An 18,672-nucleotide genomic window follows, 5' to 3' on the forward strand; every position below is an offset into this window, starting at 1 on the left:
TTACGAGAATTCTTTATCTCTTAAGCTCCCAATGTATAAAATACGTAGCGGCCTATAACCTCTGCCACAACCACTACAGCCAGTGCCAGGTACGCCATTTGATTCGGGTTCTTGGCGGATTTGGAAGTTGTGAGTACACCTATGAAGCCAACACCCACTACTGTCAGTAGATAGCGAAACAATACGGTTGATTGAAGCGGTTCCAAAACTGTCAAGGCAGGTACAGCCTGGATAGAATCAGGTGCCGGGATGGAAAAACCGTAGATCGCCCCAATTACCAACTCTAGAACCAATCCGATCAAGGCCGCATAAAAGCTGTATCGGATCACCAACCGAGCCGCATCTCCTCTCTCCACCTTCCGCAGTTCCCCGGACACAAAGCTTGCAACTAGCACAGAGCCCAGAATCAACGTCGTACCGTAAAAAGATGCATACGTGTTGATGCTGTTCCAGCCGTTTACAAAAGTGTGCGCGTACAGTGAACTCATGACAAAGACGTCAATCAAACCAATCAGCGCTGTTGCCAGAGTCAATCCAGCAGATAGTCTTTTATTCTTTAAAGAGATAGACAAGGTTACCAAAACTCCAAGGATAAACAATCCCGTGAACAGAATCTCTCTGCTCAGCCACGAAGCCAGATTAGAGAGTGTATAGAACGCATGGGTGGGCGTCCCGAGGTGTAAGGTTGACGCTGCCATCCCTATCACCGAGAGTATCCCCAGGATGATTAACGGTTTTTTCGTGGCAGTAAACATAGCATCTGGTCCGACTGTTTTCGTGAGCGTTGTTTGAAACAGCCATAACATACACATTCCGCCGATGGCCGCTTGCATGATTAAAGTGAAAATTAATAGTGCCCATTCATGCATGATCGTTTTCCCCCTCTAATTGGCGTTCCGGTGCGCGGTAATCACAATGTTTGGATGGGTGTGAGATGCACTCGGCATTCCTTTTATTTCATTGCGGGAACCGTATTTTTGTCGAAGTTCTTCGATGTCTCCCGCATCGATCGCACGCATCGGACAAGCCCCGACGCAAGCAGGCTCTTCTCCAGCAGCTTGTAAATCGATACACATATTGCACTTGGTCATTTTCCCCAGTTGCTCATTATATTGGGGTGCTCCATAAGGACAAGACCACACGCAATAACGGCAACCCACACATTTATCATGATCCACTACAACGACCCCGTCTTCCGATCGTTTATGCATGGCTCCCGTTGGGCAGTTCTCGACGCATTTCGGATTTGTGCAATGATTACAGGAGATCGACAAGAAATACGCTTGGACATTCTGAACAATCGCTCCTTGCTCCAGCCCGAAATCACCTTCTTCAAATTCATAAACCCGTCGGAAGTTGACACCTACTTCCAAATCATTTTTATCTTTGCAAGCGACTACGCACGCTTTACATCCAGTACAACGGGCTTGATTGATATGAAACCCTAATTGTGTCATGTTTTTTCACTCCTTTAGGTCAGCTAAGTTGCTGGATTATCCTTTCATGACTTGAACCAAATTGGTATGTTGCGGATTCCCTTTAGCAAGTGGGCTTGGCTTTTGGGAGGTAAGGACATTGATACAGCCTCGGGTATCCACGCCATTGCTGTCAGGTGTATACCAGGCTCCCTGTGGTATGGCTACAACACCGGGAACAATGCGTGAGGTAATCTTCACGGGAATGAGTACGGTTCCGCGATCATTAAATACCTTCACTTTGTCTCCATTTGCGATCCCTCTTGTTTCGGCATCCTGCGGGTTCATCCACATGACTTGCGGGCCGGCTTCTTCCATCCACGGATGATTATCGTGAGTGGAGTGACAACGGCGTTTGTAATGCCAGCCGATGAGTTGCAAAGGATATTTCTCCTTGTTCGCTCCTAAAGGTCCTTCTTCTACGGCAATAAATTTCGGAATCGCCGGAATTTGTTCGTGGTCGTTCATGTCCCACAAATCTTTGGAAAAAATCTCGATTTTACCGGATGGTGTAGGGAACGGATGATTTGCAGGGTCTTTAATTTCCTTTTCAAACGCGATATAAGGCTTGTCGTACGACCATTTGAAGATTCCGTTTTTCTGCATTTCTTCGAATGTCGCAAATTCCGGATTCTCTTTTTTCGTCTCTTCAATCACGTACTTCGCCCAGTCAAGCTCTGTTTTGCCCTCTGTGAATTTCTGCTCGACCCCCATTTTTTGGGCAAGAAGCGTTAACCACTCATAATCGGATTTGGATTCATACAGGTTTTTGCTTACTTTTTGTGAGAGAATGACATAGTCCCCATACCCCCAAGGCGTCGCAACGTCCCATCTCTCGAAGAATGTATTGGACGGCAAGAGAATATCCGCAAATTTGGCGCTTGGCGTCATGAAGATGTCACTCACCACGATGAATTCAACAAGACTCTCATCCTGCAAAATTTTTGCGGTCTTATTAATGTCGGAATGCTGATTGATGAGCGCATTGCCGGCCAGGTTATAAAGCAGTTTGATGTTGGAAGGGAGCTTTTCACCGTCTTTTAGACCCTTTACTCCATCCTTTGCCCCCATCTCCTTGCCTCTTACTACGGCATCCGTATATAAGAAACACGGAATGCTAAGTCCTAATGGATTCTTCACAGCAGGCATAGGGGCAGCTGTTTTTCTATTGTAATATCCTGCACCGGATGCCCAGCCTCCGAGATTTCCGACGTTGCCCGTAATGGTTGCAAGCACGGTAGAACCTCGCACAATTTGTTCTCCATTCGCGTGTCGCTGTGGTCCCCAACCCTGAATCAAGGCTGCTGGCTTGGTCATTGCGTATTCACGGGCGAACTGACGAATTTTATTCGCAGGGACTTTACATATCTTCTCTGCCCATTCCGGTGTTTTCGGCACTCCGTCTTTTTCTCCTAAAATATAAGTAAGCAGCGATTCACCTGCCGGAACGCCTTCAGGCAGGTGCTGTTCATCGAAGCCAACGCAGTACTGATCGAGGAATTTTTTATCGTGCAAGTTTTCGGTAATGATCACATACATCATCGCGTCCATCAAAGCATTATCAGTTGTCGGCAATAAAGGAATCCATTCATCCGCTAGCGAAATAGCCGTATCGCTATAGCGTGGATCGACAACAATAATTTTTGCGCCATTCTCCTTTGCTTTTCGCAAATAAAAACTAGCGGTTCCGAAAATGGTCTCCGTTGGGTTGAAACCCCACAGAATGATCAGCTTGGAATGCTGCAAGGTATCCAGACTGTTGCCTGTCTTGCCTGTACCAAAGGTGTAAGGCGTTGCAGTAGAGGTTTGGGCTGTACTGTATGTATTGTGATATCCCAGATACCCCCCGGTTAGGCCCATCAGTCTATTGAACATCATTCTTCCGCTGCAAATTCCACCCCAGTTACCGGAACCATATACGGAATAACGAGAAGCTGGACCGTATTTTTCGGTGATCCTCATGGTCTCCTTGTAAATGGTTTCAATTGCTTCGTCCCAAGAAATGCGTTCAAATTTTCCTTCGCCGCGCTTGCCTACCCGTTTCATCGGATATTTCAAGCGGTCAGGATTGTACAGCATTTTTCGATAACCTCGGCCTCTGACACAGGCCCGAATTTGTGGTCGTTCCAGACTATCCGGTTTTTCATCATCTGTCGATATTCTGGTGACTAGTCCATTTTTCACGTGCGCTTTGACTAGACATCTTCCGCCACAGTTGGTCGTTCCACAAGTAGGAATCACAAGTTCCGGTGTTGAAGCGGCTCCTGTCCCATTTTCGGCAGCATCTGCATTTTTAATAAAAGGGTAGGAAATAGCTCCTCCAACCAAGGCTGGGGCTGTCACCGCGCCCGCCCATTTCAAAAAGCTGCGTCGAGGCATGGTTTTCTCAATGATGTCCTGGAAAAACTTTTCACTCATGTGTAATCGCTCCCATCATTTCGTTCAAATATACGGTACCTTCTTTCATAAAATCCCGGAGCAGCTTGGCAGCCCCCTGGTGATACTCCCCCTTCAAGACGTGGAAGAATTTGTTTCTGCCCTTATTGTACGAACAGTTTAATGAGGTTGAATATATTCCCAGGCGACAAATTTCACCTACGATTTTTGTACAGCTGTACAATATTTTCTATTTTAGTTACGGACTGGTGAATTTGCCGGTTATTATGATCCAATTGAAAAAGAGCACCCCTCAAAGTTCATTGGATTACCTTCAAGGTATTTCCAAAATTCACTTGGAGAGGTGCTGTTTTTATCCCCCAATTTGGGACATCCATCGTATCGTAGGTATCTGGTTTTGTTTGTGATTGGCGAGAGCCAACGTCATTTCATGTTGTTCCGGTTTTTGGGATAGCACACTGAAAAATTGCTGCTCCAAGGCATCTGAATCATGAATAAACGGGCGAATATTTGTTTCATCTGACCAATATAGACACGGTTTGAGATACCCGTCTGCTGTTAATCTCAAACGATTACAGGTATGACAAAAATGATTGCTGACCGGGTGAATCAACCCAAAAGTCCCCATGGCGTCAGGCAGTTTGTAATATTCGCTAGGCCCATTTCCCAAAATCTGATCCTTAATGGGCACTGTCAATCCGTGCGCTTCGGCTCTTTCCATGACAGTGGTTAAAGGAAGATAGCGTGCTTGCCATTCTGGAGAGGCTTGTCCTATTGGCATGTATTCAATAAAACGAACATGCAGTGGCCGATCTTTGGTCATATTCAGAAAGTCATCGATTTCATCATCATTAAACCCTTTGATTAAGACCACGTTCAGTTTTACAGGTTCAAAACCAACAGCTAGACTCGCATCAATCGCCTTTAATACTCGGTGTAAATCTCCTCCTCTCGTCATTTGCCGGTACCGATCTGGGTTGCATGAATCCAGACTGATATTCACACGCGATAAGCCCGCTTGCTTTAACTGCTTCGCTCGCTCAGCCAGCATAATGCCATTCGTTGTCATCGCAATCTCTTCAATACCAGGGAGAGAGATAAGTCTTCCAATTAATTTTTCCAAGCCAGGCCTTACCAACGGTTCACCGCCTGTTATGCGAATTCGCTTTACTCCCAGCTTGGTTGCCGCTTTTACTACTTCCTCAATCTCTTCATCCCGCAAGATCTGATGAGTTTCAAGGTGTTCGATTGATTGTTCCGGCCTGCAATAGATACACTTCAAATTGCAGCGATCTGTGACGGAGATACGCAAATAATCATGGATGCGTCCGTAATGATCCATCAATGGCTGATTCGGGAGACTCATCATGGCAATTGTTCCGTACTCGAAGCTGTCTTATTGGCAGGGATCTCTTGCTTCTCTTCCATGACATCCTCTGTTAGCTCGCGAGTCGATTTTTTAAATTCCTTTAAAGTTTGTCCGATTGCTCTCCCCATTTCGGGCAGCTTCTTGGGACCAAATAGGACCAAGGCAAGGACCAGAATTAATACAAGGCCTGGAACTCCAATCATATGCATACGAAACACTCCTTACGAAATAGTCTTTGTTACCTAAACCCTTCCTGCTTGGTGCACATCACGCATTTTTCTTCATGTTCACGCAAGGTTTCAAATGTATTGCTGCAAACCGTACATTGTTTTGTATAAGTGGAATATTCCAACTGTTGAGCTGGCAAAATGCCATCTTCCACCGTTATCGCATTCTCCGGACAAATATCGGCGCATAATTGACAAGACGAACAGGATTGCGCTGAAATCGTGAAGCCGTTTTCCGATAACCGCAAGCATTTTCGCTCACAAAGCCTCTGACATGCCATACATAGCGTACATTTTTCAACATTCAATGTGATTTGAGTAAATTGATAATCGGAATAATACTTGGTTAAGTCCAAATCTTGCTGATTAAATCGCCAGCTAGCAGGGGCAAACTGTCTTAAATACGACTTGCTCTCGCTTCTCCAAAAGGAGAATAGCTCTCTTCTCGTATATTTCACTTCTGTTTTGGCAATAGTCTTCACCGCCATGGAGAATGGTTTCTCACCAAGCTGTTCCAGTACAGCATTCGCATCATTTATTCGTTCTTTCCAAACATCCAGTAAAGCAGGATCTTCACTAATAATGGAGCGGATTCCTTTCTGATAAGACACCAGCAGTTCTTTCACGGTAGGGATACTCTCATCAGTGATCACCAGTTGGTTGTCAATTACAGTTCTTGAAGGAAAAATCCCCGCCACCGCTTGTACAGGACATGCGGAGATACAGTTTCCACACTCCACACAATTCTTCCCGTCTAACACAGGTTTGCCTTCAAAGAGGGAAATCGCTTCCCTCTCGCAGGCTTCGAGGCATTGATTACAGGTAGAGCGGGGACTGCGATGGCGTGTGCAAGAAGGAAGTATTTCCAATCGATAATCCAAGCTTTCCACCCAATTGCTTAATAACCCCATCTTCGCCACCCCTTAAGGAAATTCCGGTTAACACACTCTCTTAAGCTCCCAGTGTATAAAATACATAACGGCCAATAAACTCCGCCACAACGACTACAACCAGTGCCAAATACGCCGTTTGAGTAGGGTTCTTGGCTGATCTGGTCATTGTCAATTGACCCATGAAGCCAACACCGACGATCGCCAATAGATAGTGGATCAATAGGGTTGCTTGGTGCGGCTCCAGAATGGTTAATGCGGGTACGGCTTGAATGGAATCAGGCGCAGGGATTGCGAGAGCGTAAATCAATCCAAAGACCAACTCCAGTACCAATCCGATCACTGCCATGAAGAAGCTGTATCGGATCACCAGTTGAACGGCTTCTTGACTACCATCAGTCCGAAAACTCCCCGACATAAAGCTTGCGACCAGCACGGAGCCAAGAATGAACGTCGTACCGTAAAAGGAAGCGTAGGTGTTCATGCTGTTCCAACCGTTGACAAAGGTATGTGCGTACAGTGAACTCATGACAAAGACATCAACCAAACCAATCAGGGCTGTTAGTAGTGTCAATCCGGCAGATAGTCTTTTATTCTTGAAAGCAAAATACAAGGTTACCAAGACTCCAAGGATAAACAACCCTGTAAAAAGAATCTCTCTGCTCAACCACGAAGTGCCCAGATTGGAGATCGTATAGAATGCATGGGTAGGCGTCCCAAGGTGTAAAGTAGACGCTGCCATCCCAAACACAGAGAGTATCGCCAGGACGATTAACGGTTGTTTCGTGGCAGTAAACATAGCATCCGGGCCGACTGTTTTCGCAAGTTTGATCTGAAACAGCCAAAGCATGCACATTCCACCGATAGCGGCTTGCATGATCAACGTAAATAGTAATAGTGCCCATTCATGCATGATCGTTTCCCCCTCTAGTTCGCGTTCCGATGCGCCGTGATCACAATGTTCGGATGAGTGTGCTTAGCACTTGGCATTCCTTTAATTTCATCACGGTTTCCGTATTTTTTTCGAAGCTCTTCGATATCTCCTACATCGATTGCACGCATCGGACAAGCACCGACACAAGCTGGTTCTTCACCAGCGGCTTGCAAATCAATACACATGTTGCACTTCGTCATTTTCCCCAGTTGATCATTATATTGAGGCGCGCCGTACGGACAAGACCAGACGCAATAACGACAGCCTACACATTTACTATGATCGACCACGACAACGCCATCTTCCGCCCGCTTGTGCATCGCACCGATCGGACAGTTCTCGACGCATTTGGGATTTGTGCAATGATTACAGGAGATCGATAAGAAATACGCCTGGACATTCTGAACGATTGTGCCTTGGTCCAGCCCGAAATCTCCTTCTTCAAATTCATATACTCGTCGGAAGTTTACGCCTACTTCTAAATCATTTTTATCTTTGCAAGCCACTACGCACGCTTTGCATCCAGTACAACGGGCTTGATTTAGATGGAATCCTAATTGAGTCATGCTAGTTCACTCCTTCTCATTCAACCCATTCGTTTACGCTTTCACAATCTCTACCAGGTTGGTGTGCTGCGGGTTTGCCTTGGCTAGTGGCGTTGGCTGGTGAGAGGTAAGAACGTTAATGGAACCTCTGGTATCTACACCATTGTTGTCCGGTGTGTACCAAGCGCCTTGCGGAATTGCGGCTACACCAGGGATCACCCGTTTGGTCAGTTTCACAGGAATCAACACGGTACCCCGATCATTGAAGACCTTCGCCTTGTCTCCTGCCTGGATGCCACGTTTCTCGGCATCAAGTGGGTTCATCCACATGACTTGCGGGCCTGCCTCTTCCATCCAGGGATGATTATCGTGAGTGGAATGACAACGACGTTTGTAATGCCAGCCAATCAATTGAATCGGATATTTCTCTTTCAACGGGTCTTCTGGCCCTTCTGTGGCTGCTACGTATTTGGCGATTGCCGGAATCTTGTCATGCTTGTTCATGTCCCACAAATCCTTGGAGAACAATTCGATCTTACCGGATGGAGTAGGGAACGGATTCTTCACCGGATCTTTAATCTGGTCTTCAAAAGCAATAAACGGACGATCAAATTTCCAAACATGAATCCCTTTTTTACGGAACTCTTCGAAAGTCGGGAAGGTTGGATCCGATTTACGTGTCACTTCCACTGATTCTTTGACCAGATCCTCCAAGGTTTTACCACCTTGTGTAAACTCATCGTATACACCCAGCTTCTTCGCTACTTCAGCAAACGCCTCGTATTCATGACGGCACTCATAAAGAGGATCCACCACTTTTTCACCCATGATCGCATAGTCGCCCCAGCACCATGGCGTCCCAATATCCCAGCGTTCAAAGAAAGTCGTACCTGGTAGAAGAATATCGGCAAACTTGGCGCTCGGAGTCATAAACAGGTCACTCACACAGATGAACTCCACTTTGCTTTCATCTTCAAGCAATTTCCGTGTTCGGTTGATATTAGCGTGTTGGTTAATCAGGATGTTCCCGCCGATGTTAAAAATTAGCTTGATGTTGCTTGGCAGCTTATCGATATCTTTCAAACCGTCTTCTGCCGTAAGTTCTGTTCCCCGCTCCACAGCATCCGTCCACATGAAGCAAGGAATGGAAGCTTTGATCGGATTTTTGTATTTAAAAGCGGAAGAGACACCCGCACGGTACCAATAGCCTGTTCCTGCCGCGCAACCACCCAATTTTCCTACGTTGCCTGTAATCGAAGCCAACGTCGTACCACCACGAGAGAACTGCTCACCATTGGCGTGACGTTGCGGACCGAAGCCTTGAATTAATGCCGCAGGTTTAGCTGTCGCGTATTCACGAGCGATTTGGCGAATGGTATTGGCTGGAATCCCACATATTTTCTCGGCCCATTCCGGTGTTTTAGGCACGTTATCATTTTTTCCAAGCAGATAGTTCACCAAATTCTCATTGGCTGGAACCCCTTCTGGCATATGTGCAGCATCGAAACCAAGGCAATATTTATCAACAAATTCCTTGTCATATAAATTCTCGGTGACGATTGTATAGGCCATCGCGTCCATCATGGCAGCATCTGTTGTCGGACGAATTGGAATCCATTCATCGGCCAACGCAATCGCTGTATCTGAATACCGCGGATCAATGACAATGATTTTAGCCCCACGTTTTTTCGCTTCCCGCAGGTACACGTTCGTTGGTGTAGAGAAAATATTTTCAACGGAGTTAAAACCCCACAGAATAATATATTTGGAGTGAAGATAGCTGTCCGGACTGCTGCCGGAGTCGTTACTGCCGTATGTATAAGGCGTGGCAATGTTTGCCGCTCCTGATGAGTAATCGTTTCGATAGTTTAAGTAGCCGCCTGATAGCGCGAGCAATTTGCGAGCGCAATTGCGACCTCCAAACATTCCCCAGGATTGACCAGAAGCATAATTGACATAGCGAGAGGTTGGACCGTATTTATCCCCAATACGCTTGACTTGCGCGGCAATGGTGTCGATCGCTTCTTCCCAGGAAATCCGTTCAAATTTGCCCTCGCCGCGTTTGCCGACTCGTTTCATTGGATATTTTAATCGGTCTGGATTATAGAGCATTTTGCGGTAGCCACGCCCGCGTATACAGGCGCGCATTTGCGGATCCATCAGTTCATCGACGCGATCATCCGTTGTCACGCGAACAACTTGTCCATCCCTTACATGCGCTTTAATGACGCACCGTCCGCCACAGTTATTAATGTTACAAGTCGAGATCACACTTTCAGCTGCCCCAGCTTGAGTAGATGATTGGGTAGCAGCTATGGCCTTTTTCTCGAAATGATTGGTCAGAGCTCCCCCAAGGAACGCTGGCGCGGATAGAGCTCCGGCCCATTTTAAAAAGGTACGCCGCGGCATGGTTTTCTCGATGATGTCATTGAATAGCTTTTCACTCATGTGCAATCGCTCCCTTAATATCGCTCACATATGCTGTATCTGCCTTAAGAAAGTCTCTGAGCAGCTTGGCAGCCCCTTGATACAACAAACTGTCAGTAGCAACTAGTAGGTTGTTGGTGAATTCAAATACCCATTGGTTCAAGTGATCCTGTAGCACCGCAACCTGCGCATTAACTTTCCGACAAAATTCTTCATCATTATTTTCCTGCAACGCTTGAATTTGCTGTTCAATCAAATAAGCCATAAATGATAGCTGAATCGAAATATGATCTTCGGGTTCGTTATTTTCCTTCAGGTATTTCAGACCGTTCTCATGCAACTTCTGTCGAAACAAGAACGTCGTTTCATCGAACAGGATTCTCTCGGCGCTTCGATAGACGGATTCCCAAGGATGAGCTGGCAATTCGTTTGGTCCAATAAACAGCCGTTGAAATTCTTCCTGTTCTTGTTTTGCGATTTGATCCACATTCGTTTGGGTAATGGACAGGAAAAATTGAGATAAATCCCTTCCCCCTTCGCTTATCTCTGTGAGCAGCTCGAACGGGAGCTCGTCCTTTGCTTTTAGCAACAACTCCTTGTCCAGACTTGATTCAAACATCCTTTGTAACAGTCGATACATAAACTCGCGGCTTTCCAGTACTGGTTGCATGTTTTTTCGCTTCCCTCCTCTTCCAAGACGTAAGAGAATCTTTTCACCTTTATTTTACGAATAGTTCAACCAGATTGAATATGGCCGCAGCTAACAGAATTTACGGTCGTTTTTTGTACGCTTGTACAATGATGCTATATTTAGTTACGGATTAGTGAACTCAATTGTGATTCCTGTATACATTCGTTAACATTGGGATCAGTTACTACAAAACAAGTCAGAAAGGACAAGCCAATCGTGAATTCTACCGCTGTCCCCCTCTATGTTCATGATTTGTTAGTTGCATCCGGTCAGGGGCTTCATTCTATTACGAACACACTTTCTCACATTCTCGCTTTACCTGTTATCGTGACAGATACGCTCTTCTATGTTCAGTCTCACTCGGATGACAAGGATGCCACTGGACTGATGGATATCAACATCTCCAATGAACATGAAGGCCTTATTCAGTTTGAACTCACTACCATGAATCATCATAAGACTGGATTTGGTTCAGTCATCACAATCAGCAACAAAACACTTGGCTATCTCCTGATCTTGACCGATAACCAATCGATCGAATTGGATGATTACAGGTCGATCCTTACATATACATCCTTCCTTTGCGCTCTTAATTTGAAAAGGAAAATGGAACTACGGCAGGAACGAATGAAATTTAAAGACGCGTTTTTATTTGACCTGCTGTATGGCAACCTGAAAAATAAAGAGGATATTTACGAGTATGGGAAGCTTTGGAATTGGAATTTTTCCGCGCCACATCTGGTCATGGTCTTCTCGATTCGTGACTTCGACTATATAACCGGTGACAAACAATGGCTGAAGTTAGTCCTTCGAGTGGTAGAGAAGGTGCTGAAACAGAAAAATATTCAACCCATTACCATGCTCAAACAGCATGAAGTAATTGCCGTAATCGCTTTGGACCACGTGAAATCAAACAAGCGTCATTCGGATATAAGAGAATTTGCCGCTTCAATTCTTCATCAGACAAAAGAGTTGCTAAGTGCCCGAGAAATATCTTGTGGGATTGGAAAAATGTACGCGGACCCAACAGAACTTTTCCGCAGCTACCAGGAAGCAAAAGTCGCTTTCGAGTTGGGTATTTCATTGGATGAAGATATATCCTTCTTCGAGCATTTGGGGCTTGAACGAATTATTTACAGACACGATCTGCAGGATTTAAAAGAATTTTTTATCTACACACTGGGAGAATTGCAACAATATGACATTGATAATGGCACTGATCTAATGGATACGCTTGAAAGTTACGCAGCCAACGAATACGACATACAGAAAACCTCTCAAGCATTATTTCTTCACCGGAACACATTGCGTTATCGAATCAAAAAAATAGAAGAGATTCTTCAGCTAAAGCTAGATGTCATTAGCGTGAAATTAAATATTTCTACTGCTTTTAAAATCAAGAAATTAAGAAAAATATAGAGATTGAAGGGAGTACGGATGAAAGAAGCCATATTCCGCAATACATGTCCACGAAATTGTTATGGAACTTGCAGTATGCTTTCCTATGTGAAGGATGAAATTTTAGTCAAAGTAACAGGGGATCCAAAGCATGGTTTCAATCAGGGAAGATTATGCGCAAAAGGCTACGCGTACACCCAATTTGTATACAGTCCTCACCGATTAAAATATCCCATGCTTCAAAAACCCAGGGGCTCAGGAAATTGGAAGCGGATTACTTGGGATGAAGCGTTCTCCATCATCGCTTACAAAATCATCCAATTGAATATGAAATATGGATCAAACCTTGCCTGCGCCTATAACAAGTTTTCCGGAAATCTGGGATTGCTCCACTATGCTGTGGAAGGAATGTTTAATAGCATAGGTCCGCATACGAGAATTGCCGGCAACCCGTGCGCAACTTCAGGCATACAGGCCTTTGAAGAATCACTCGGGCAGGAATACAGTTCGAATCCCGAAGACATGTCAGAAGCCAAGCTGATTGTGATTTGGGGGGCCAATCCAGCTGTAACCAATGTCCATCAAATGAAATTTCTTTACGAGGCGCGACAAAACGGAGCCACGCTCGTATGCATTGATCCGATCTTTACACGTACTGCCGAGAAGGCTGACCTATTTATTCAGATCAATCCTGGTACGGACCTTTTCCTTTCGATTGGGATTGCCAAGCTTTTAATCGATTGGGAGAAATATGACAACGGTTTCATTCAGGAGAAAACGGTTGGGTGGAAAGAATTTAAAGACGCTGTGGGACAAATCAATCTGGAGGATATTTGTCGGATTACAGGGGTTTCTATGGAAGCGATGCTTGCATTGGCCACCTTGTATGCGAAGAGTAAGCCTGCCGTGACCTGGTGCGGACTGGGAATTCAGCGTAACAAAAATGGCCGTCAAAGTATTAGTGCCATTAATTCACTGGCTGCCTTGACCAGTTCTCTATCCTCTTCAATCGGCGGGATTTACTACCTCTATCACCATAATAAAGAATTCCCGCTCAAGCTGATCAACCATAAAGGTCCTGATCATCCGTCGATCAAGAACTGTCGTGAACTCTACATTAATAATTTCGCTTCAGACGCACTTGCTTTGGACAACCCGCCGATAAAATTCTTGTGGGTTGCCTCAAGAAATCCGTTGACTCAGGATCAAGACCTCAAAGAGTGGAAAAAACTGCTCGAGCAGCTTGATTTGATTGTCACCGTCGACTTGTTTCTTACCAAAACCGCTGAACAATCGGATCTCGTCTTACCCGCATCCACACATTTTGAAGAGGAGGATCTAAACGTCGGCTATTGGCATCATTGGCTATCCTATAATCAAAAGGCTATACCTCCATATTATGAAGCCAAAAGTGATTTGCAAATAGCCCGTGAACTCACCAGAAAATTAAATGAACTGTCACCTGGTTTCTCCAATTTCCCTTCAGACAAAGAACCGCTTGACTGGATTCGTGAAGAACTGACGGAAGACATTAGGATCAAGTACGGAATATCTGATTATCAAGATTTGCTCAAGGGGCCACATGATAAAATTCTGGTCTCGCCTCCACTCTCAGGCGAGCAAAAGTTTCAGTTCGTTTCTCTAAAAGAATTGAGTTTTACTGATACCGAATCACTCAATCAGTCGGAGGCGTATCGGCTGTTGTCTCCACAATCCTTGCTTAAAATCCATTCCCAGTTCGAACAGATATCCTGGTTTCACCATAATCAAGGCGAAACGGTCATCGAAATCCCCTCCGAGATCGCCCAAAAATACCTGATTCAAGATGATTCCAAGGTGGAAATATACAATGAATTTGGATCTATTATGGGGATTGCCAAAGTGAATCCTAGTCTCCCGTCAAATGTTTTACTTGCCGATCAGGCTGGTTCCAATCCAGTGAATCAACTCATCAGACTTCATCAAGATTCTTCTGCGGATGGATCAAGCGGATTCTTCTATGACAGTATGGTCAAAATCAGAAAATGGAGGAATTCAAATGTTTAGAAGGGCAGGATTCCTGTTTAACGCCGATTACTGTATAGGGTGTAAATCATGTGAGATCGCTTGTAAAAACGAGAATCAGACAGCCCCTAATGTGCAATGGAGAAGAGTAAAGAGAGTCACATCTGAAGTGATATTGTCCATTTCCTGTAATCATTGCGATAATCCTGAATGCTTTCGTGTCTGCCCAGAGCGAGCTTTTTCCAAACGGCATGATGGGATCGTAGAAATACATTCAGACCTCTGCACAGGATGCCAACTCTGTCTTTCGGCCTGTCCTTATCATGCGCCTCAATTTGATCCGGTCACCTCGAAAGTTAGCAAATGCCAAATGTGCTATCCCAGACAGGATTTAGGTCTTCCGCCCGCTTGCGTCGAGGCTTGCACGACCGAAGCTTTAAAAATTATCGATCTTAATTCTTTTGAGAATCCAGAGACGGCACTCACAGTACCTGGATTCCCTGACACACAAACCACCAGGCCTTCCATTCTTTTTTTTCCGATTAAACCGAAAAAAAGATATTTTCTGAACCAATGATAAATGGCTTCCCTTTTGCTAGGAGCCATTTTTCTTTTTCAAAAAAATCTGGAAAGGCCATTTACCAAATAACAAATGTGAGGTATCCTTGTCCAGTCTTTACATCTGCTGATATCCAACTAGATCTGGAGGTTTACAGAATGTTTGAGTATGTCATTAAATTCGTAATCGGCGGAACCATTTTGGTTTTGGCCAGCTATTTCAGCAAATCCAAAAATCTGTTTTTAGCCGGAATCATTACCACTCTACCCATCATGACCCTGGTGAATATGATTTTCCAAATGAAATATTTGAACCCAAACGAATTTCAACAAGCGCAAAAAAGTGGCATCTTCGGCGCAATTGGGCTATTACTTTTTATGGTTTGTTGCTATTTGCTCACTTCTTGGTTTAAGCCCAGTTATGCGGTTCTAATTTCCATCGGGATCTTATGCGTTTATATTTTGATCTTTAAACAGCTTTCGTAGCACGACAATCGAATTGGAACCGGCCGACTTCCGTATATGAATAACTCCTTGGAAAAGATGACAAATTAGCGTCGTTGCCATGGCCTCAACAGAAGCAAAAAATCCAAAGCTGGACATCCCCAAAGCGTCTGGCTACATGTCCGCAGGGATTATCAGCTTGTACACCCTCTCCATGCTGGTACTGGTTCTTGTGAGAAGTATCAATCCCCGTTGATTTTTGGCAGACTTGGAGCGTACAGTGCCCTTCTAGCGATCATTTGCCTGTTTGTCCTAAGTTTGCGTGTTTCCGATTTTCGCATGGGGTTCTATGCCGCAGCCACTGTCTTTCTGATTATTAGTCTCTCTTATCTCATTCTTCGGAAACGGAATAAAGCTTCACAATTTCAATGCAGGAAAACTTAAATGACCTACAGTTTCACGGACAGGTCAATGCACATAAACTGTTGTCACAAGGGGGAACACCCTCCCCCTGTCCTTTTGTTCTGCCTGGAGATCTTGTCATGATTCTGAACATGATGTAATTATGAGGGTCATCTCATTACGAAAAGGGAGTGGGAACATAGAACGGCCAAATGTAGGAAAATGGAGCAAGCATCAGCATTTGGCGGAGGACGAATTTCTTCTGAATCACCTGCCAAAGACAGAATTATATTCACCCGAGGCATTATGGACGTACGCACAGAGTTACAATCAAGTCATTTTAAAACCGTCGGGGGGTGGAGGTGGAGCCGGGCTCATCCAGTTGACGAGGATGAACAAGGAAAGATACCTCATCCAAACCGGCAAAGTGAAGCGCGTTCTGCAAGGAAAAGAAGCGACGATCAACTTCATTCAATCGCGTTTTCTCAAGCGTCTCTATTTACTGCAACCGAGAATATCTTTAGCGTGTATCGAAGGAAGGCCCTTTGATATTCGTGTGATGATCCAGAGAAAAAGCAGCGAAGAACCCTGGGTCGTCACCGGCTTGCTCGCCAAATTGGCCGGTCCCGGATTTGTGGTCACCAATATCGCGCGCAGCGGTGGAGAGGTTTTGCCCTTGGATAAGGCTCTTAAATTATCAAAAATTCCTGTCTCTTCCCAATTAACGGAGCAAATCTATCACCTCTCAATCACTGTCGCAAAAAAACTAGGCGAAAAATATCCAACGTTACGTGAAATAGGGTTAGACCTGGGCATAGATGTGACTGGAAAACCGTGGATTATCGAAGCCAATTTTCGCCCGGCAACTTCACTATTTCAACGATTGAAGGACCAGACCTATTACAGGCGTATTAAATCGGTACGCCGAGCGTATTGGCAAAAAGGTTAGCAGGTTCTCGTTTACAGAAAGATCCTATTCGTAAGCGGAGATTTTTCGTAAAAAACATGCACCCGCGATTTTTTCGGGTGCTGTTTTAACAGTATACAAAGGTTAAAAATTATATACTATTCTCCTTAAACCAGCTGACTACTTCATTCACTTCCTCACGATGCCTCTTCAAATCCTCTTTACTCATTAATTCCGTTTTAAGATTTCTTGTAAAGAAAGATTTCACTACGCTTAATATTTCGTCTATTGTCAAAACTCCACCAACAAAATCGTGATCTGCGCCTTTTATCTCCAAATAGGTAGAATGATGCAATTCTCTATGAAGAAGACGGCTTTGTTGCACAGGACAAATTTGATCCATATCCCCGTGAACAATGAAGACAGGTGGAGTGCCGTCATTGATATAATGGATTGGGCTTGCCTGGGATGCTCTTTCCAGTTGTTCTTGTACACTTCCGCCCAGAAACTTGGACTCAGGAGAGTTAGGGTTGTTGTGCCAGTCCCCCATTTTTAACAGATCAACTGGACCAGCCAGAGTCACAACAGCATGAACCTTTTCTGAAACATCCTCTTCACTAATAAAATCAGGATGATCTGCACTTAACGCTGCTAATGTAGCTAAATGTCCTCCTGAAGAATGCCCCCAAATCCCTATCTTATTCTCATCAATGTTGTAGGCTTTAGCATTAGACTTGACCCATCGAATTGCTCGTTTCACATCCAACAGAGCGGCTGGGAAAATTGCCTCCCCACTTAGTCGGTAATTGATGTTTATACATACGAAACCATATTGTGCAAAAGAAGAATTCCATTGCCCACCTATTTTTCTTTTATCCCCAGACATCCATCCGCCACCATGTACATAGAGAATGGCAGGAAACTTCTCTTCTGTGGAGAGAGGTTTGATGATATCTAGCTTTAATTCCCTTTCTGCTGTATGTCCATAGACAATATCGATGAATTCCTCCGCTTTATAATTTTCCATATATATCCTCCCCTCTTTTGGTTCAATAATAATTGAACTGTTAATTGTAGTCAATATATGTTAAACTATTTACAGGAATTAATTGGAGGTTACTGATGAAAATAACCATTTTAGACTCAATTGTTTATGAATTGCTTCTGAGCCTATCCCTTTACAAAAGACAAACCCATCTGAATTATCTAACGATATCGAAGGACTGGTATACAACTACAAAGGAAAAAATCTCATTGGACTTACATAATCAAATTGTGGAACTAGAAAACCTGCAGTTTGAAGATTTGTCTGTTCATTTGATCGAACAGTGCCCATATAAAGACATCAAGGGGTATTGTCTTTGGCTTTCTGAGCTTTCCACCGGGGATTTATATGAATTATTGGCTCCCTATTTAAGTGAGAAAAGAGTTTTGCCTTCTAACTTAGAACATCGAAGACAAACACATATTTCTTTGTTATCAAAATGGAATGAAGAGTATTTTAAAGGTATTGAGGGAAATGTAGCTCCTATTTTAGCCAGTAGTATTTTGAAGGTTAGTCAAACTGATTTTACGAAAGATGCTTACGATGAAGTAGAAAAATTGACGAAGGGCTTTAGTATTAAAGAACTGAATGTTACGGAGGTTGTGCTTGTTCCTACATGGCACTTTAGACCGTTGTCATTGATCGATCTATTCAACCATAAAATTATTCTAACGTTTCCGTGTCCATTAAGTATCAATGAAGAAACTTTGCTCATCACAAAGGCTCTTGGAGAAGAAAAACGGCTGCAAATTTTAAGTAACACAAGAACAGAAGCGAAAAGTTTCACGGATCTAGTTAAGATTCTAAATATGTCAAAAGGCAACATTCATCACCATTTATTAATACTCCGATCTGCTGGTCTTTTGGAAATCATCCCTACAAGAGAAGATTATTTTCTTTACAAATATAGAAGCGACAGAATCGATGACTTATCCGCTTTACTGCTCCAATACGAGTAA

At 44.2% G+C, this 18,672-nt stretch carries 18 protein-coding genes; 7 read left to right on the plus strand and 11 right to left on the minus strand.

The window, feature by feature from the left end; translation table 11 throughout:
- Window positions 1–20: 20 nt before the first annotated feature.
- The 10 genes from ACQCN2_RS16445 to ACQCN2_RS16490 all read right to left on the minus strand — a co-directional run bounded on the left by ACQCN2_RS16445 (window position 21) and on the right by ACQCN2_RS16490 (window position 10,934).
- Complete coding sequence (locus ACQCN2_RS16445) at window positions 21–869, minus strand: dimethyl sulfoxide reductase anchor subunit family protein (RefSeq protein WP_426930032.1); 849 nt, start codon at window positions 867–869, stop codon at window positions 21–23.
- Between the two features lie 15 nt (window positions 870–884).
- Window positions 885–1,457 carry a DMSO/selenate family reductase complex B subunit gene (locus tag ACQCN2_RS16450; protein WP_426930033.1) on the minus strand — a complete coding sequence of 191 codons (573 nt, stop codon included), beginning with the start codon at window positions 1,455–1,457 and terminating at the stop codon, window positions 885–887.
- 36 nt (window positions 1,458–1,493) lie between these two features.
- Window positions 1,494–3,893 (minus strand): DMSO/selenate family reductase complex A subunit, encoded by a 2,400-nt coding sequence (locus ACQCN2_RS16455; protein WP_426930034.1) that lies wholly within the window; start codon window positions 3,891–3,893, stop codon window positions 1,494–1,496.
- A 331-nt stretch (window positions 3,894–4,224) separates the two neighbouring features.
- Entirely contained in the window at window positions 4,225–5,241 is a 1,017-nt protein-coding gene (gene moaA / locus ACQCN2_RS16460) for a GTP 3',8-cyclase MoaA (protein ID WP_426930035.1), read from the minus strand.
- Window positions 5,238–5,450 (minus strand): twin-arginine translocase TatA/TatE family subunit, encoded by a 213-nt coding sequence (tatA, locus tag ACQCN2_RS16465; protein ID WP_426930036.1) that lies wholly within the window; start codon window positions 5,448–5,450, stop codon window positions 5,238–5,240. Before tatA ends, moaA begins: the two co-directional genes overlap by 4 nt.
- Before the next feature lie 29 nt (window positions 5,451–5,479).
- The gene (locus tag ACQCN2_RS16470) at window positions 5,480–6,379 is read right to left on the minus strand and encodes a 4Fe-4S binding protein (RefSeq protein WP_426930037.1); all 900 of its coding nucleotides are present in this window, start codon (window positions 6,377–6,379) and stop codon (window positions 5,480–5,482) included.
- A 40-nt stretch (window positions 6,380–6,419) separates the two neighbouring features.
- The gene (locus ACQCN2_RS16475) at window positions 6,420–7,271 is read right to left on the minus strand and encodes a dimethyl sulfoxide reductase anchor subunit family protein (RefSeq protein ID WP_426930038.1); all 852 of its coding nucleotides are present in this window, start codon (window positions 7,269–7,271) and stop codon (window positions 6,420–6,422) included.
- Window positions 7,272–7,285: 14 nt separating this feature from the next.
- Window positions 7,286–7,858: a DMSO/selenate family reductase complex B subunit gene (locus tag ACQCN2_RS16480; protein WP_426930039.1), complete on the minus strand. Its 573-nt coding sequence runs from the start codon at window positions 7,856–7,858 to the stop codon at window positions 7,286–7,288.
- A 33-nt stretch (window positions 7,859–7,891) separates the two neighbouring features.
- Complete coding sequence (locus ACQCN2_RS16485) at window positions 7,892–10,285, minus strand: DMSO/selenate family reductase complex A subunit (protein WP_426930040.1); 2,394 nt, start codon at window positions 10,283–10,285, stop codon at window positions 7,892–7,894.
- Window positions 10,278–10,934: a TorD/DmsD family molecular chaperone gene (locus ACQCN2_RS16490; RefSeq protein WP_426930041.1), complete on the minus strand. Its 657-nt coding sequence runs from the start codon at window positions 10,932–10,934 to the stop codon at window positions 10,278–10,280. The genes ACQCN2_RS16485 and ACQCN2_RS16490 overlap by 8 nt, the downstream gene beginning before the upstream one ends.
- A 237-nt stretch (window positions 10,935–11,171) precedes the next feature.
- Between ACQCN2_RS16490 and ACQCN2_RS16495 the strand changes: the two genes are divergently transcribed.
- The 6 genes from ACQCN2_RS16495 to ACQCN2_RS16520 all read left to right on the plus strand — a co-directional run bounded on the left by ACQCN2_RS16495 (window position 11,172) and on the right by ACQCN2_RS16520 (window position 16,710).
- Window positions 11,172–12,374, plus strand: a complete 1,203-nt coding sequence (locus ACQCN2_RS16495; protein ID WP_426930042.1) for a PucR family transcriptional regulator — start codon at window positions 11,172–11,174, stop codon at window positions 12,372–12,374.
- A gap of 18 nt (window positions 12,375–12,392) precedes the next feature.
- Window positions 12,393–14,399: a molybdopterin-dependent oxidoreductase gene (locus ACQCN2_RS16500; protein WP_426930043.1), complete on the plus strand. Its 2,007-nt coding sequence runs from the start codon at window positions 12,393–12,395 to the stop codon at window positions 14,397–14,399.
- A complete protein-coding gene (locus ACQCN2_RS16505) occupies window positions 14,392–14,934 on the plus strand; it encodes a 4Fe-4S dicluster domain-containing protein (RefSeq protein ID WP_426930044.1) in 543 nt (180 codons plus the stop codon). Before ACQCN2_RS16500 ends, ACQCN2_RS16505 begins: the two co-directional genes overlap by 8 nt.
- A gap of 140 nt (window positions 14,935–15,074) precedes the next feature.
- Window positions 15,075–15,401: a GlpM family protein gene (locus ACQCN2_RS16510; protein WP_426930045.1), complete on the plus strand. Its 327-nt coding sequence runs from the start codon at window positions 15,075–15,077 to the stop codon at window positions 15,399–15,401.
- A gap of 64 nt (window positions 15,402–15,465) precedes the next feature.
- A complete protein-coding gene (locus ACQCN2_RS16515; protein WP_426930237.1) occupies window positions 15,466–15,615 on the plus strand; it encodes a hypothetical protein in 150 nt (49 codons plus the stop codon).
- 309 nt (window positions 15,616–15,924) lie between these two features.
- Window positions 15,925–16,710 carry a YheC/YheD family protein gene (locus ACQCN2_RS16520; RefSeq protein ID WP_426930046.1) on the plus strand — a complete coding sequence of 262 codons (786 nt, stop codon included), beginning with the start codon at window positions 15,925–15,927 and terminating at the stop codon, window positions 16,708–16,710.
- Between the two features lie 109 nt (window positions 16,711–16,819).
- Here the strand turns inward: ACQCN2_RS16520 and ACQCN2_RS16525 are convergent, their stop codons facing one another.
- Window positions 16,820–17,695: an alpha/beta hydrolase fold domain-containing protein gene (locus tag ACQCN2_RS16525; RefSeq protein WP_426930047.1), complete on the minus strand. Its 876-nt coding sequence runs from the start codon at window positions 17,693–17,695 to the stop codon at window positions 16,820–16,822.
- A 95-nt stretch (window positions 17,696–17,790) separates the two neighbouring features.
- Between ACQCN2_RS16525 and ACQCN2_RS16530 the strand changes: the two genes are divergently transcribed.
- Entirely contained in the window at window positions 17,791–18,672 is an 882-nt protein-coding gene (locus ACQCN2_RS16530) for an ArsR family transcriptional regulator (protein ID WP_426930048.1), read from the plus strand.

It is taken from the genome of Brevibacillus ginsengisoli (genome assembly GCF_050113715.1).
In the GTDB taxonomy this organism is placed as follows: Bacteria; Bacillota; Bacilli; order Brevibacillales; family Brevibacillaceae; genus Brevibacillus_H; species Brevibacillus_H ginsengisoli.